Source organism: Acinetobacter sp. ANC 4805, from assembly GCF_022549495.1.
Taxonomy (GTDB): domain Bacteria; phylum Pseudomonadota; class Gammaproteobacteria; order Pseudomonadales; family Moraxellaceae; genus Acinetobacter.
Window position 1 is genome coordinate 231,950 of record NZ_JAKZGD010000005.1, and the last position, 16,048, is coordinate 247,997.

Genomic DNA, 16,048 nt, shown 5'->3' on the forward strand with positions numbered 1-16,048 from the left:
GAAAGCACAACCTCATTTGCCCGAGTTTTGCAGGATGCGAAACTCGGGTTTTAATTTATTTATAAATACTCTCGTAGCCTTCAGCTCTAGTTTTAAAACGACGATGGAACCACATCCACTGCGTTGGGGCAATTCGTAGCTGTGCTTCTATAATTTTATTGACACGTATTGCATCGTTGAGTTCATCTTCACTTGGAATGTCTTCAACTTCCGCCTCAAGTCGAACTTTATATTGTGGATTTCTAATATCGCCATATCGGTAAAAATATAGAGGAATAGCAACGGCATCTGACATTTTCATTAAGCGACGATGGGCGGTAACAGTTGCAGCAGGAACACCAAAGAATGGTGCCATGATGCCTTGTTTTAAACCAAAATCTTGATCTGGGCTATACCAAATTGCATCACCTTGTTTAAGTTGACGAATAAGCCCGCGCATATTGTCATGATCAATCTGATGGTTATAAATTGTTGCACGACAGCGATAGATCAGCATATCGAGCATCGGATTGTTCTGTGGGCGATACACGACGCCCAGTTGAAAATATCGTGAACATAGATAGCCGCCTGCATCAAGTAATGTACTATGTGTGCCTAAACATAAAACACCTTTGCCTTGAGCTTGAGCATTGGTGAGATGTTCTAAACCTTCAACACTAGAACGATGCTCAAACCACTTTGGGCAATACCAAGCATTTAGAGTTTCAAACACCCCCACCATCATATCCACAAAGACCTGTTTGGCTTGGGCTTCGACTTCTGCGGGCGACCATTCAGGAAAACAAACTTCCAAATTTCGTAGCGTCGTTTTGCGACGTGATTTAAGTAAGTGCCAACATAGATATGCTAAACCATGTGCCAATCGCCATTGTATTGCCCAAGGAAGAATGGCTAATAGCATCAAGAACGTGATAGCGATCCAGATTTTCCAATATTTTGGTAATAGAAATTCCCATTGAAATTCGCCAGGTTTATAAGGCTGTTTTTGACTCATAGAACTCAGATATGTGAATTAAATTGAATTTGCAAACAGTGTAACATGAACTGAGTTTTGCAACTTTAACTGTAAGGTAAAACCAGATTGATTTTATGATCACTGACTGAATAAGGAGAATCTTTTGAAAACGATAAATATTATAAAGGGAGATATTACTCAAATCGCTGTTGCTGCGATTGTTAATGCCGCAAATACGTCACTTTTAGGCGGTGGTGGTGTGGATGGTGCAATTCATCGCCGTGGTGGGTCGGAGATTCTGGCTGATTGTCAGAAGATTCGTGCGAAGCAAGGTGGTTGTAAGGTCGGTGAGGCTGTTGTAACAACGGCAGGGCATTTGCCTGCTCAATATGTCATTCATACCGTTGGACCAACATGGGTTGATGGTCAGCATAACGAAATGAATTTATTAGAAAATGCTTATCGAAATAGTTTCCAACTCGCTGAAAATCTACAATTAAAAACGATGGCTTTTCCAAATATCTCAACAGGAATTTATCGCTTTCCAAAACAGCTCGCGGCTGAAATTGCTTTAAAAACCATTCAAGCAGAGTTGAACCAAGGGCATTGGGTGCAAGAAGTGACTTTTGTCTGTTTTGATGATGAAAATTTTAATCTTTACCAATTGCTTAAAGCTAATTTTTAACTCGGTTGACTAGGCTCTTAAAATCAAGTGACTATCCTCAAAAGGATAGCCACTTTGTAGGTCTTAGTTACCTTTCGACATATTTTCTAAAATATCCCAACGTTCCAATTTTTCAAGCAGAGCTTCTTCAATCTCGGCAAGGCGTTGGCTCGCTAAAGTTGCTGCATTGGCATCACTCACAAACCAAGAACCATCGGCAAGTTTTGCTGACAGTTCAGCTTGTTCTTTTTCTAGCTTTTCCATCTCAGCAGGGAGTTGTTCTAACTCACGCTGATCTTTATAGCTGAGTTTGACTTTTTTAGGTGCTGATGCCGCAGCAGCTTCTGCTTTAGCTTGCGCTTTTTTTACATCACTTTTTTGATCGACAACTTTGTCATCTGGGCGCTGTTCTAGATAATCTTGATAACCACCAATGTATTCATCAATATTACCTTTACCATCAAATACCCATGTTGAAGTGACAACATTGTCCATAAAGGCTCGGTCATGCGAGATTAGCAATAGCGTGCCTTTATAGTCAGACAGCATTTCTTCAAGTAACTCTAGCGTCACCATATCCAAGTCATTGGTTGGCTCATCCATGACGATTAAGTTCGATGGTTTCAGTAAGAGTTTTGCCAATAAGATACGGTTGCGTTCACCGCCTGATAATGCTTTTACTGGTGTACGAGCGCGCTCTGGCGAGAATAAGAAGTCTTGTAAATAGCTATAAATATGACGACGATTCCCATTTACATCGACAAAGTCAGAGCCTTCGGAAACGTTTGCCATCACTGTTTTTTCGAGGTCTAAAGCGTTACGTAGCTGGTCAAAATAGGCAACTTCAAGTTGTGTGCCTGTTTTAACTGAACCACTATGCTCAATTTCACCTAAAATAGCTTTGATCAGGGTCGTTTTACCGACACCATTGTCACCGACTAAACCAATACGATCACCACGCATAACCAATGCAGAGAAGTCTGTGATAATCGGTGCATTATCACCAAAGGTGACACTTAAGTGCTCAATATCAAATACCAATTTGCCAGAGCGATGTGCCTCTTGGGTTGCCATGCTGACTTTGCCCTGTTGTGAGCGACGTGCTTTAGATTGTTCACGTAAATCTTTTAAGGCGCGGACACGACCTTCGTTACGAGTACGGCGGGCTTTGATACCTTGACGAATCCATGCTTCTTCTTCAGCGAGTTTTTTGTCAAAGAGCGCATTTTGTTTTTCTTCTGCTTCCATTTGCTGAGCTTTAAGCTCTAAGTAACGTGAATAGTTACCTTCGTAGCCACGCAAAATACCACGATCAAGCTCCACAATACGAGTTGCAATGCTATCGACAAAAGAACGGTCATGCGAGATAAATAACAAGGTTAGATTGTTTTGATCGAGTAAGAATTTCTCTAACCATTCAATACTTTCAACGTCTAAATGGTTGGTTGGTTCATCGAGTAATAGCACATCTGGTTGAGTCAGTAACGCACGTGCCAATAATACACGACGCTTACGACCGCCCGATAAATCAGCTAAATCTGCATTTGGGTCGAGTCCCATTTTACCTAAAATGGTATTTACTTTATTTTCGAGTGCCCAACCATCAAGCTGATCAAGCTTGTGTTGTAACATGCCCATGTGATCACAAGCTTCCATATCACCCAACACACAGGCATCACTTGCTTCGTGATAGGCTTTGAGTACAGCAGCAGCTTCACCCGCACCATCTGCCACAATATCAGCCACTTTGCCTGAGTCCATTGGAACGTCTTGGGCTAACATTGAAACAGTTAAACCATTTTGAATCGAAACTTCACCTGTATCAGGTAATAAGCTTCCCTCAATCAGTTTAAGTAAAGTAGACTTGCCTTCACCATTACGACCGATTAAACAGACTCGTTCGCCACGTTCTAGGTTAAAGTGTGCGCCATCGAGTAGGGCAGGCCCACCAAATGCGAGGTGGACATCCCTTAAAGTAATATAGGCCATAATGTTTCCTAAAAGCTCAGATGAGGTCTGAAATGACTAAACAACAAAATTGTGATGATCACGCGTCATTGTCCGCACCCATTGAAGATTTGCAAGTCCGAATTGCATTTTTAGACGATTTAGTTGAACAATTGAATGAACAGCTTGCGATTCAGACTCAAGAAATCGCAATTTTAAAAAAACAAATGCAACTTTTATATCGTCGAGTTGAATCATCAGATTTATCAGAAGGGATTGCACCTTTTGATCCGATGAGTGATAAACCACCGCATTATTAAATTTTTTTCATTATTGTAAAACCTTATTTATTTTTCATAAGAGAAATAAATAGGGTTTCTTATAGAAATCTAGAAATGTTAAAAAGGAACGATAAAAATTGAAGAAGAACGTTTTATTATTAGATATCGAAAATCAACCAAAAAAAATCAAAGAATTATTATCACTTTTACAAAATTACACCCAAGTCATTCTTGTCTATGCCAATTCAAATCTGAGTATTGGTCTGGACGATTTATTGGAGTTAAGTACAGCAATACATGAGCAACGTTTGCTAATTATAAAAATGCCAAAAGCAGGCGCAAATTCTGCGGATTTTGGGCTGACCTTTATTGCAGGGCGACTCTCTACACAATTAGAAAAAGGTAGTTGCATTGATGTGATGTCAAATGATAATGCAATGTCGTATGCAGTAGAGCTATTAGATCAAATAGGGATTCAATCGACGCATATTAAACATGTTTTAGAGCATGAAAAGAAGTCTGAACTTGTACATACAGCAGAAATAAAACCCTTAAAAATTGAAACAAAGCAATCCGAAGTTTCAGATGAATCAGTTATTCATGTGTTGAAACTATTGCAGAAAAATCAACCTAAAAAGCCTAAGTCCTTGCTCAAGTCTTTGATGTCATGGTGTAGTTTTTCTAAATTACAAGCAGAACAGATGGTTCAGCATCTACAGTTCATTGCGGTCATTAGCATCCATGAAAATAAATTACAATATGTTGAAAAGTCAATTAAAAAGAATCTAACAAAAAATAAATTAATCCCTGTTTCATCAGCACCTGCTGATAAAATGACGCTGGCGTATATACAGCCTCGACCGCATTTACTCCGCATAAAACAATATTGTGATTATCTAGCAAAAATGGTGAATAGCAAGCCATCAAAAATAGAGACATTGTCTAATTCAGTCAAAGCAGTGTTAAAATTTGAAAATGATGCACAGATTGAACATATGCTAAATTTGCTGAAGAAACATCAAATTTTGCAGATTCATGAAACTAAGGTGCTATATATACAGGAAAATATTAAAATTTGGTCAAACTTAAAATAATGAGTTTTGAATAAATATTGACATCTAGTCATTAATTTTAAGAATGAATCTTGCCTTTTAACTCAAACTTATGTAACGCTAATAAAAGGAAGTTTTGGGCTACATTATGAGTAACGTTGGAATTTGGATCACGGTTGCGATAGTACTATTTGTATTAGGCTCAATTTTTGGTCTACGCGTGAGTCCTCGAGAAAAAGCACTGGGGATGATGCGAGATCAAGCTCGGAAGATGGGATTACATCCACGCTTAATCGTTGCACCTGAGTGGACAAAAGTTCCAATGGCTTCTGAAAAACGTGCCAGTATGGTGGCTTATTATAGTGTACTCATTCCTGATGCTCGTTTGGCACTCATACGAGCAAGAGCAGTTGATGGCAAACTTCAAGTGGTGCAAGGGGATCAGAAATTTAATGACTTACCCATTGCATTAAAAGGAGTTTATGCTATTGATATGCAGGCAAACTGCGTTGGGCTGTATTGGGATGAAGAAACTGACCTAAGAGCTACGCAACTTGAAGATATGAAAGCTTATTTACATGAATTGGCACAACGCTAATTATTTGATTGATTATAGGAAAAACGATTTATTATGGCGAATACTCCACGCTCTGCTTCAAAAAGCACAGCAGCTCCAGCCTCTGCTGCAACGAAACGTGCCTTAGTGATTGTGGAGTCGCCTGCAAAAGCGAAAACCATTAATAAATATTTGGGCTCACAATTTATTGTGAAGTCGTCTGTCGGTCATGTTCGTGATTTACCGACAGGTGGTGGGGCAAAATCAACAGAAAAAAAGCCTGCTACACGAACAAAACTAACTGACGAACAAAAGGCTGAAAAATCACAATCTGCATTGATCAATCGGATGGGTGTTGACCCAGAACACGATTGGATTGCACATTATGAAGTGCTACCAGGTAAAGAGCATGTCGTTGCTGAACTGAAAAAACTCGCCAAAGATGCAGATGCAATCTATCTCGCAACGGACTTGGATAGAGAAGGGGAGGCGATTGCGTGGCACTTGAGAGAAGTCATTGGTGGCGATGACAGCCGTTTTCATCGTGTAGTCTTTAATGAAATTACCAAGAATGCTATCCAAGAAGCATTTAAGCAACCAACACGGTTAGATATTAATCGTGTCAATGCTCAACAAGCACGTCGTTTCCTTGACCGTGTTGTGGGCTTTATGGTTTCACCATTACTTTGGGAAAAAATTGCTCGTGGTTTATCGGCAGGTCGTGTGCAATCTGTTGCAGTAAAATTGGTGGTTGAGCGTGAACGTGAAATTCGTGCTTTTATCCCCGAAGAATATTGGCAGGTTTTTGCAGATACCGTTTCTAAAAAAGATGACATTCGTTTAGAAGCTGTGAGACAGGCGGGTAAAACGCTTAAACTCAAAAATAAAGCTGAAACAGATGCATTATTAAATGTCTTAAAAGATGCTGAATATAAAGTCGCTTTACGTGAAGATAAACCGACGAAGGTGAATCCGAGTGCGCCGTATATTACGTCAACGCTTCAACAGGCAGCCAGCACACGCTTAGGTTTCTCTGTAAAGAAAACCATGATGTTGGCGCAACGTTTGTATGAAGGTGGCTTTATTACCTATATGCGTACTGACTCAACGTTTTTGAGTGATGATGCGGTCAATATGGTGCGTAACCATATCCAACAAAATTTTGGTGATAAATATATACCTGCCAAACCAAACCGTTATGGTAATAAAGCAGGTGCGCAAGAAGCTCATGAAGCCATTCGTCCATCTGATGTAGGATTGACAGGTGATAAGCTTGCGGGTGTAGAGCGTGATGCTCAGCGTTTATATGACCTAATTTGGCGTCAATTTGTTGCTTGTCAAATGACTCCTGCTGAATATTTATCTTCAACGCTAACGGTTGAAGCATCAAATGTTGAGTTAAAAGCCAAAGGTCGTACTTTAGTATTTGATGGCTTTACCCGCGTTCGTGGTGCCAATAAATCAGATGATGATATTTTATTACCTGCGGTGAAAGTCGGTGAAGTACTCAAGTTAGAAAAGCTTGACCCAAGCCAACATTTTACTAAACCGCCTGCGCGTTTTACCGAAGCCTCTTTGGTGAAAGAGTTAGAGAAGAAAGGGATTGGTCGTCCGTCAACTTACGCGGCGATTATTTCGACGATTCAAGAGCGTGGTTATGTCAAGCTAGAAAACCGTCGTCTCTTTGCAGAGAAGATGGGCGAGATTGTTACCGACCGTCTTGATGAAAGTTTTAATAACTTGATGAACTATGCCTTTACCGCGGATTTAGAAGGTCAATTAGACCGTGTTGCGACAGGTGAGCGTAACTGGAAAGAGTTACTCGATACGTTCTATGGTGACTTTAAAAAGCGTTTGACCAATGCACAAGGTGAGAGCGGGATGCGCCGTAATCAGCCTGTAGAAGTGCCTGATGTACAATGTCCTGAATGTTCGCGTCCAATGCAAGTGCGTACAGGAACGACAGGCGTATTCTTGGGTTGTTCAGGTTATAACTTACCACCAAAAGAACGTTGTAAAGGTACCTTGAACTTAACACCTGTTGAGTCTTTGGCTGCATTATCTGACGATGATGGTGCTGAAACTGCTGACTTGATGTCGAAACATCGTTGTCCTAAATGTAGTACCGCAATGGATAGCTATGTGGTGGATGGTGGACGCAAATTGCATGTTTGTGGTAATAACCCTGACTGTGATGGCTACGAAGTTGAAGAAGGTGAGTTCAAGATCAAGGGCTATGATGGCCCAACCATTCCATGTGATAAATGTGATGGTGAAATGCAGTTAAAAACAGGTCGTTTTGGCCCCTACTTCGCATGTTCAAGCTGTGACAATACCCGTAAAGTATTGAAGAGTGGTCAACCTGCACCCCCACGTGTAGACCCAATCAAAATGGAACACTTGCGTTCAACTAAACATGACGACTTTTTTGTGTTACGTGATGGCGCAGCAGGCTTGTTCTTAGCAGCAAGCAAGTTCCCTAAAATCCGTGAAACGCGTGCGCCCAAAGTTGCTGAATTACGAAGTGTAGCGGATCAACTGGACCCAAAATACCAGTTCTTGTTGCAAGCACCAGATGTCGACCCTGAAGGTAATCCAACGGTGGTGAAATTCAGTCGTAAGAATCAAGAGCAATACGTGGGTTCAGAGACGCTTGAAGGAAAACAAACTAAGTGGAGTTTAGTTTTCAAGAATGGGAAATGGGTTGAAGCTTAGAATTTTGTAGCATAAGAAATGCTGGCGATTTGCTGGCATTTTTTATTGATGTGTTATCAATAAATTAAAAAAAGAGCATCTGCATTTTATTGGGGCGAGTTCCATGTGGAAAAATATTCGAGTTGCGTGTTTGCTGATAGTGCTATTGATTGTTGCAGTCAATGCCTATCGTGACCAGAATCAGGATTGGAATAAGCCGACAAATATTCTTCTACATCCGATCAATGCCGATGGTTTAGCGAGTACTCAACAGTATATTCAACATTTACAACACAATGATTTTGCGGTGGTAAAACAATATTTAGAGGAAAGCAGCCAAGAATATCGAGGGCAAAGTAGTTATTTTATTGTTCAGGTTGGGCGTGAATTACATCAAACACCCCCGAAGATGTCCGAGCAACCAAGTCTCCTGAATAATATTCTGTGGAGTCTGAAATTCCGATTTTATGCGTGGAAACAATATCACTCAGTAGATGGAGCGCCGAGCTTAACTTTGTATTTGAATTTTTATGATCCCAAGCACACTAAAGAACTCAAACATTCAACCGCTTTAGAGCGAGGGCGAATCGGGTCAGTGAATTTATTTGCTTCACAAAAACAAGCAGCACAGAATAATGTAGTACTCACACATGAGTTATTGCATGGTTTCGGGGCGACAGACAAATATAGCTTAAATACTGGAGAGCCTATTTTCCCGATTGGTTATGCAAATGCAGATCAACACCCCTTATACCCTCAAACCGAGGCTGAAATTATGGGAGGGCGTATTCCGCTGTCAGAACATAAAAGTAAAATGCCAAATGATTTAGAGCAAACCGTCATTCGTCAGCTTACAGCACAAGAAATTGGCTGGATAAAATAAATTGTGGATAAGTTTTGACTTATCCATAGCATTAAAATGGTAATCAGAATAAAAAATATGAAATAAAACACCAATTTTCTGACATTCTGTCATTAATTTTCAACATGCTTTATACAGAATTTAGCGACAAATACGCCCAATATAGACGTATAACATTGATGATAAAAGAGTAATAATGATGAAAACAGTGGGTAATGATCTGATTCGTAATCAACTCCACGCTGACCGCAAATGGTATCTACTATTGGGTACGCTATTGGTTATTTTCGGTTTGGTTCTTTTAGCTGCTTTACCATTTGCAACATTATCCGCCGTATTGTTGTTTGGTGTTTTAATGATGTTGGGTGGTGTTCTACATTTGGTTGCGGCATTCATGGTCTTTAAGGGCGGAACACGTTGGCTATGGGCATTGTTTGGTGTACTGTATTTAGCAGCAGGCTACTTTGCCTTTACCACACCTGTGATTACTGCAGTGGTCTTAACTAGCTTCTTGGCGATTGCGCTTATTATTGCAGGGGTGATCCGAACTGCAAATGCATTTATTCTTAGACCGATTTCAGGTTGGGGCTGGGTACTGTTTTCAGGCATCTTGACTTTATTAACAGGGGTTCTGATTTTATCATCACCCGATTCTCCATTCTGGGTATTGGGCATGTTCCTTGCGATAGATATTTTGTTCCAAGGGATTAATTACTTAACTTTTGCTGGTGCAATTAAACAGTTACCACATAGCTCAACCACAGTTTAAGTGATCAAGTTAAAACTAAGAGCATGTAATACACATGCTCTTTTTGTTTTTGTAGCAGAAAACATCTCGACTGCTTGAGTCTGTTAAAATAGCAGTTCATTTCTAACTGACCAATTGTATGACGCTTGCCAAGCTAATTGATGAACTGAATCCGCAACAAAAACGAGCAGCTACCACAACTGCACAAAACTGCTTGGTTTTGGCAGGGGCAGGTTGTGGAAAAACCAAAACGATTGTGGCGAGAGCAGCATATTTAATTGATCAAGGTTTACCCGCGCAGCAGATTCAAATTTTGACCTTTACTCGCCGAGCTGCCAGTGAAATAGTTACGCGTGTTGAGCAGCACATGGGTGGGCAGGCGAAAGGTTTACGTGCTTCAACGTTCCACACCTTTTGTATGTATTTATTGCGCCGTAATCCTCGCGCTTTTGGTCTGACCCAGTTCAGTATTATTGACCGAGATGATCAATTGCTGATGTTCCGTCTATTACGCGGCAAAGATAAAGGAAATGTGTTGCCAAAGGCGGCAGAGTTATGTGATTTATATTCTTATGCACGTAATACTAAAAGTAAACTCTCAGATGCTTTGGTTGAACAGTTACCCCAAGCGATTGAGTATAAGGCACACATTACCGAGTTAATGAAAGCGTATGAACAGCGCAAGCAAGAACGAAATTTTCTCGATTATGATGATATTTTAGCGATCGTTGCAGTGCATTTGCAAAACTCACCTGAGCTGGTGGAGTGGGTGATTGGGTTTTGTTCGGCGCTATTGGTTGATGAAATGCAGGACACGAACCCTTTGCAATGGGCGTTGCTGCAACCCTTGATTGGCAAGGTTAAACTGTTTTGTGTTGGCGATGATGCACAATCCATTTATGGCTTCCGTGGTGCCGATTTTGAAAATATTCACCACTTTAAAGAACGTGTACCCGATGCTGAGGTGCTGACTTTAGACATGAATTATCGTTCTACACAAGGCATTTTGGATTTATCGAATTGGTTGTTAGAACAAAGCCAAATTGGATATAACAAACATTTGCAAGCCTATCGAGGCAACGGCTTAAAACCACAACTACATATCTTAAGCAATGAGTTTGAAGAAGCCAATTGGATCGTTCAAGATTTGAATCGCCGTCATAGGCAAGGGGCGGCATGGGCAGCGCATATGGTGTTGCTTCGCTCAGGTTTTAGTGGTCGTTATCTAGAAGGGGCATTAATTGCTGCTAACATTCCTTATCGTTTCATTGGTGGGGTAAAGTTGCTTGAATCCGCACATGTTAAAGATGTTTTAAGTTTGCTTCGGGTCAGTGTTAATCCACAGGATGATTTGGCTTGGATGCGCTTTCTGACTTTATGGGATGGTGTGGGTGATGTTGGTGCCAGTAAGTTGGCACAGGAGTTGATTCAACTTCCAGATATTGACGCGCGGTGTCAGCGCTTAGAGCGACACGGCAAAGTGCCACAACAAGCGATTCTGATTTTGATGCAGTTGGGTGTATTACAACAGCAAGTGGAGGCTTGTATTGGTTTGGCACTAGATGCCCTGAATGAACAGTTGCAAAATAATTATAAAACCAAAGACTGGACACGCCGTGTCAAAGACTTTGATTTGGTCAAGCAACTGGCACGTAAGCATAGTTCACTTGGAGAATTCTTGGAGGAGTATGTACTTGATCCAATTTCAGTTTCAGAAATAGATAAAACACCTGATCAAGATCTAGTAACACTTATCACGATTCACTCTGCCAAAGGGGCGGAACAAAAAGTCTGTTATGTGCCGCATGTTTCCCCAACTCAATATCCACATGCACGTGCGCAAGGTGATTTTGATGATGTGGAAGAGGAGCGTCGTGTACTTTATGTTGCATTAACGCGTGCTGAAAATGAATTGATTTTGACCAAACAGAATTTAAATTTATGGTCGCAAGATCAATATGATGAGTTAGGTCGGAAAGTAGAAAGTTATTTCCTTAATGATTTACCTCAACATTTAGTCGATATTCAGATTCACCGCCAAGTTACTTCAGCATTTAATCCAAGTAAATGGCAACGGAACCCTGCAATAAGTTTAGGTTTTGGTATTGATCTCGATTAAACTAGATCTATTCAATTTATTTTGATTCATTATCTTAAATGATGAATCATTTTTCGGGTTTTAGCATGAAAATTTTAGTTCGTAATATAGATCGTTTGGTTACAGATGCAGAAGTCCTCGACTTATTTAAAGCGTATGGAAAAGTGGATTCTTGTGTTGTAGTGAAGGATGCTAAAACTGGAAAATCAAAAGGTTTTGGTTTTGTTGAAATGTCTAATCCACGTGAAGCGATTAAGGCTGTTAAGGGTTTGAATACTTTGAAAGTAAAAGGTAATGGCATTCGTGTAAAAATTGCGGAAGATCAAACTTAACTCCCCGTGTTAAAGCAATATCAAGCTTTATCGATTGTTGCACCGAATGCTGAGCGAATTTTACAAGGATCGAAAACACTGGAAATTCGTTCTTGGCAGCCTGAAACTTTGCCACTGAAAAATCTGGTCATTGTTGAAAATTTGAATTTTTTAACAAAGGATGGTGATGAAGAAATGGGTAGGGCGGTTGCTTTGATTGATATCGAGGCGGTACGTCCTTGGCAAGCACATGAAGTGGAGATTGCTTGTGCTTCTTATTGGGCTGAAGGATATTTTGCTTGGGTCATCAGTAATGTCCGTCCTTTCGCCCAACCACTCGATACAATAGCAAAGCGTAAACTTTATCGTATTGAATTGATGTTATGAGTACTATTTGTTTCAGCATCAATTCGCTTTACAATCAGTCCTGATTTAAATGAAATGAAAATAGGGATTTCTTATGTCTCGTGTTGCTCGCTACCATGCTGATCGTACCAATCAAAAATTGTATTTTGCCCGACTTGCATGTCAACAAGCTGAGCAAACTGAACATATTCAACAAGCACAGGCACATCGTGAGTCAGCCGTATTTCATTTACATGGAGCAATTTTAGCGTTCCTACAAGAATTGGTACGCTATTATCGTTTAAATGATTTGCAACCGACGTTTAAGTCGATTGAAGAACAGATGGCGGACAAAGGGCAAGTTTCGCCAGAAGTCGCTGTATTGCAGCAATTGGCTAAAGATGGATTTATTGCAGAATTAAAACGTGCGTATCGTTTATGTCAATATGCACCAGAACCAACTGCACCAGAACCAGAAAATGAGACCTCATCTAATCTGATTATTAAAGTGACTCAAAGCCCACAAGCATGGTTGCCTGATGCGAAAATTTTACGTGAATGGCATCGAGAGTTAACTCATCTGATTGACGGTTTCCGTAATGAAATGGTTGAGTTTTAAGTCGAATAAAACATAGACTTGAAATATGAGTAAATAGTACCTATATAAATAAGACGTGAGATTGCAAAGTACAGCAGTGCTTTGCCACCATGTAGAAACATGGAGTAATTGTATGTCAATGCAACAGTTAAAAGAGTTATTTGGTAGTCAAGAAGCAGTTCTTGAGTTGGTGCAACTCGAAGGCGGTGAACTTGCTTTGCGTAATGCGGGGTCTGAAGCAGAACCTTTGGTCAAAATCCAGTTTAGTGAAGATGTAAAAAAGATCTTAGGTGATCAGACACCAGCCGTTGCACAGCATATGATTCAAGCTGCTTTATTTGGCTTGTTGGAAAAACAGATGAATCAGCTTCAAGCAGAAGTGATTGATGAGCAGCCACAGCATTTTAGTTAAAAGAATTGGAATAGATAGTTTGATATAAACGCACCTAAGGGTGCGTTTTTTATATGATTAAGCAGTAAATACTAATGTGACGTGCTTTGATGAGCAAGTTCGATTTGACTCAGGATATGATGACTCATATTCTTTGCCATTTCTTCTTTTGCATAGAAGACTTCACCGATATTTTCATTACGAATGACAGCAGCTTCTTCCTTGCTTTCAGCACAGATCAAGACCTGAATCTCAGGATTCAATTGCTTTGCAATATCGACAATACGATGAATATCTAAAATATCCATAGGGGAAATAACCAATAAGCGTGCATGCTGAATATGGGCTTGAATCAATACATAAGGTTCTGTTGCTTCACCACTTACGGCAGCTATTCCTTGTTCACGCAGTTTTTCAACGATTTCACGATTTTCTTCAGCAATCACTACTTTGATATTCTGTTGCATTAGGTTTTCACTAATGCGTCGCCCTACGCCACCATAACCAATAATCACCACCTGATCACGTAAATAAGCTTGATCGACTTCATCAGGAAGCATAGCAAGCGGGTCGCCACTACGCTCTAATAAGCGAGCTAAATGTGAGCGTTCACGTATCCAGCGCTGAGCTGGTTCAATGGCAGAGAAAACGAATGAATTCAGTGTAATTGAAAATAATGCACCTGCAAGAATCAGATTCTGCGCATCTTGGGTGAGCAAGCCAAGTGATAAACCGAGTGTTGCTAGAATAAATGAGAACTCTCCAATTTGTGCCAAACTTGCACCGACAGTTAATGCCGTATTAATTGGATAGCGGAAGAATAAAACCAAAGCCATGGCGGCTAAAGTTTTACCAATCATAATAATGGCAACAACGGCTAGAATATGTAAGGGCTGTTCCACTAAAATTTTTGGATCGAATAGCATCCCGACTGAAACAAAAAATAAGATCGAGAAAATTTCACGTAATGAAAGCGTCTCTTCTTCTGCTCTATGACTAAAATCAGATTCCTTCACCACCATCCCTGCAAAGAATGCACCTAGTGCCATAGAAACACCGAAAACAGCATAAGAACCATAAGCAACCGAAACAGCTGACGCAACGACTGTGAGCGTGAATAACTCGCGTGAACCTAAACGAGCAACACGTTGCATAATCATCGGTATGAGACGTTTACCAATAATCAGCATAAAGGCAATAAAGCCTGTCACTTTCAGTAATGTCAGTCCAATAGTGATCCAAATATTTTGAGATGGGTCTGCCCCCGCTAATGGATGTCCGCCAAGTAAAACAGCTGTTGCAGGTAACAGCACCAAGACCAAGACCATAACGAGGTCTTCAACTAACAGCCAACCCACAGCAATTTTACCATTTACAGAGTCGAGTAGACCGCGATCGCCTAAGGCTTTAAGTAAGACCACAGTACTGGCACAAGAAAGACTTAAACCAAAAATGAGTGCTGAACCAAAACTCCAGCCCCAAAACATAGACACACCGATACCAAGTAAAGTTGCGACGGCGATTTGTAGAATTGCACCTGGTAACGCAATACGGCGGACTTGTAATAGATCATTGAGGGAAAAATGCATCCCTACGCCAAACATTAAAAACATGACCCCAAGCTCGGCGAGTTGGTTGGCAAGATGTATATCGACTACGATACCCGGTGTATTGGGACTTATAATAATACCAGCAATCAAATATCCGATTAATGGTGGTAGGCGTAAACGTGCTGCGATATAGCCAAAAACTAGCGCCATACCAAAACCAACAGCAAGTAATATAATTAAATTAACATCATGAGGCATCGAAACTCCTTAAACATTGCGGTTAAGGTACAAATAAATCAGCATAAAATATGCCAAGAGAAAATCGAATAAATTGTAACAACTAAAATCGAATTTGTTGATGACAATTTTTTTAATGATCAAAAAAAATTATAAAAAATTTTCCCTCATCTTTTGTTAGAAAAGAGGGGGATTCTTTCCTTTAAAAATTTCTAGGGGATTTAATAAAAGTTGAATGGATGAGTATAAAAAGAAAATTTTAAAGCAAAAAAAACGACTTCATGAGAAGTCGCTTTTTTTAAAGAACTAAAATTATTTAATTTTAGCTTCTTTGAAGATTACGTGTTGACGGATTTTTGGATCAAATTTTTTGATTTCCATTTTTTCCGGCATAGTACGTTTGTTCTTAGTAGTGGTATAGAAATAACCTGTACCAGCTGTAGAAACGAGACGGATTTTATCACGCATTGTTCAGACTCCTTAGATCTTTTGACCTTGAGCACGGAGATCAGCAACAACTTTCTCGATACCCAATTTATCAATAATACGCATACCTTTAGTGGTTAAACGAAGACGTACAAAACGCTTTTCGCTTTCTAACCAAAAACGGTGGTGGTGCAGGTTCGGCTCGAACCGGCGTTTGGTTTTGTTGTTTGCGTGCGATACGTTGTTACCAACGATTGGACGCTTGCCGGTAACTTGGCAAACCTTAGACATGGTGAACTCCATTGCTAGTTCATATAGCACTAATTCGTGCAA

The 16,048-nt window shown here is 40.2% G+C and carries 17 protein-coding genes; 12 read left to right on the plus strand and 5 right to left on the minus strand.

The features are described 5' to 3' along the window. Nucleotides 1-55: 55 nt before the first annotated feature. Nucleotides 56-994 (minus strand): lysophospholipid acyltransferase family protein, encoded by a 939-nt coding sequence (locus MMP60_RS08960; protein ID WP_241335939.1) that lies wholly within the window; start codon nt 992-994, stop codon nt 56-58. Nucleotides 995-1,118: 124 nt separating this feature from the next. Here MMP60_RS08960 and MMP60_RS08965 point away from each other — a divergent pair, with 124 nt between their 5' ends. Further along, nucleotides 1,119-1,640, plus strand: a complete 522-nt coding sequence (locus MMP60_RS08965) for an O-acetyl-ADP-ribose deacetylase (RefSeq protein WP_241335940.1) — start codon at nt 1,119-1,121, stop codon at nt 1,638-1,640. Between the two features lie 63 nt (nt 1,641-1,703). Here MMP60_RS08965 and MMP60_RS08970 read toward each other — a convergent pair whose 3' ends face one another. Further along, nucleotides 1,704-3,608 (minus strand): ATP-binding cassette domain-containing protein, encoded by a 1,905-nt coding sequence (locus tag MMP60_RS08970; RefSeq protein WP_241335941.1) that lies wholly within the window; start codon nt 3,606-3,608, stop codon nt 1,704-1,706. Nucleotides 3,609-3,640: 32 nt separating this feature from the next. On the opposite strand from MMP60_RS08970, the gene MMP60_RS08975 reads away from it, so the two are divergent. The 11 genes from MMP60_RS08975 to MMP60_RS09025 all read left to right on the plus strand — a co-directional run bounded on the left by MMP60_RS08975 (nt 3,641) and on the right by MMP60_RS09025 (nt 13,523). Then, the gene (locus MMP60_RS08975; protein ID WP_018677344.1) at nt 3,641-3,886 is read left to right on the plus strand and encodes a SlyX family protein; all 246 of its coding nucleotides are present in this window, start codon (nt 3,641-3,643) and stop codon (nt 3,884-3,886) included. 98 nt (nt 3,887-3,984) lie between these two features. Further along, nucleotides 3,985-4,941, plus strand: a complete 957-nt coding sequence (locus MMP60_RS08980) for a PIN domain-containing protein (RefSeq protein ID WP_241335942.1) — start codon at nt 3,985-3,987, stop codon at nt 4,939-4,941. A gap of 106 nt (nt 4,942-5,047) precedes the next feature. Further along, nucleotides 5,048-5,497 carry an ammonium transporter gene (locus tag MMP60_RS08985; RefSeq protein WP_241335943.1) on the plus strand — a complete coding sequence of 150 codons (450 nt, stop codon included), beginning with the start codon at nt 5,048-5,050 and terminating at the stop codon, nt 5,495-5,497. Nucleotides 5,498-5,530: 33 nt separating this feature from the next. Then, nucleotides 5,531-8,170: a type I DNA topoisomerase gene (gene topA, locus MMP60_RS08990; protein ID WP_241335944.1), complete on the plus strand. Its 2,640-nt coding sequence runs from the start codon at nt 5,531-5,533 to the stop codon at nt 8,168-8,170. Nucleotides 8,171-8,273: 103 nt separating this feature from the next. Continuing rightward, nucleotides 8,274-9,032 carry a hypothetical protein gene (locus tag MMP60_RS08995; protein ID WP_241335945.1) on the plus strand — a complete coding sequence of 253 codons (759 nt, stop codon included), beginning with the start codon at nt 8,274-8,276 and terminating at the stop codon, nt 9,030-9,032. Between the two features lie 175 nt (nt 9,033-9,207). Beyond that, complete coding sequence (locus MMP60_RS09000) at nt 9,208-9,780, plus strand: HdeD family acid-resistance protein (protein WP_241335946.1); 573 nt, start codon at nt 9,208-9,210, stop codon at nt 9,778-9,780. Nucleotides 9,781-9,898: 118 nt separating this feature from the next. Beyond that, a complete protein-coding gene (locus MMP60_RS09005; protein WP_241335947.1) occupies nt 9,899-11,878 on the plus strand; it encodes an ATP-dependent helicase in 1,980 nt (659 codons plus the stop codon). Nucleotides 11,879-11,943: 65 nt separating this feature from the next. After that, nucleotides 11,944-12,189 carry an RNA-binding protein gene (locus MMP60_RS09010; RefSeq protein WP_241335948.1) on the plus strand — a complete coding sequence of 82 codons (246 nt, stop codon included), beginning with the start codon at nt 11,944-11,946 and terminating at the stop codon, nt 12,187-12,189. Between the two features lie 6 nt (nt 12,190-12,195). Beyond that, nucleotides 12,196-12,555, plus strand: coding sequence for an ASCH domain-containing protein (locus MMP60_RS09015; protein WP_241335949.1), 360 nt, complete (start codon nt 12,196-12,198; stop codon nt 12,553-12,555). A 73-nt stretch (nt 12,556-12,628) separates the two neighbouring features. Further along, on the plus strand, nt 12,629-13,132 hold the full coding sequence (locus tag MMP60_RS09020; protein ID WP_241335950.1) for a DUF6586 family protein: 504 nt from the start codon (nt 12,629-12,631) through the stop codon (nt 13,130-13,132). Between the two features lie 112 nt (nt 13,133-13,244). Continuing rightward, the gene (locus MMP60_RS09025) at nt 13,245-13,523 is read left to right on the plus strand and encodes a hypothetical protein (RefSeq protein WP_018677336.1); all 279 of its coding nucleotides are present in this window, start codon (nt 13,245-13,247) and stop codon (nt 13,521-13,523) included. Nucleotides 13,524-13,594: 71 nt separating this feature from the next. Here MMP60_RS09025 and MMP60_RS09030 read toward each other — a convergent pair whose 3' ends face one another. The 3 genes from MMP60_RS09030 to rpmB form a co-directional block, all read right to left on the minus strand. Then, complete coding sequence (locus tag MMP60_RS09030; RefSeq protein ID WP_241335951.1) at nt 13,595-15,310, minus strand: cation:proton antiporter; 1,716 nt, start codon at nt 15,308-15,310, stop codon at nt 13,595-13,597. Nucleotides 15,311-15,601: 291 nt separating this feature from the next. Then, nucleotides 15,602-15,757, minus strand: coding sequence for a 50S ribosomal protein L33 (gene rpmG, locus MMP60_RS09035; protein WP_003654787.1), 156 nt, complete (start codon nt 15,755-15,757; stop codon nt 15,602-15,604). A gap of 12 nt (nt 15,758-15,769) precedes the next feature. Further along, nucleotides 15,770-16,006: a 50S ribosomal protein L28 gene (gene rpmB / locus MMP60_RS09040; RefSeq protein ID WP_004649871.1), complete on the minus strand. Its 237-nt coding sequence runs from the start codon at nt 16,004-16,006 to the stop codon at nt 15,770-15,772. Nucleotides 16,007-16,048 lie beyond the last annotated feature (42 nt).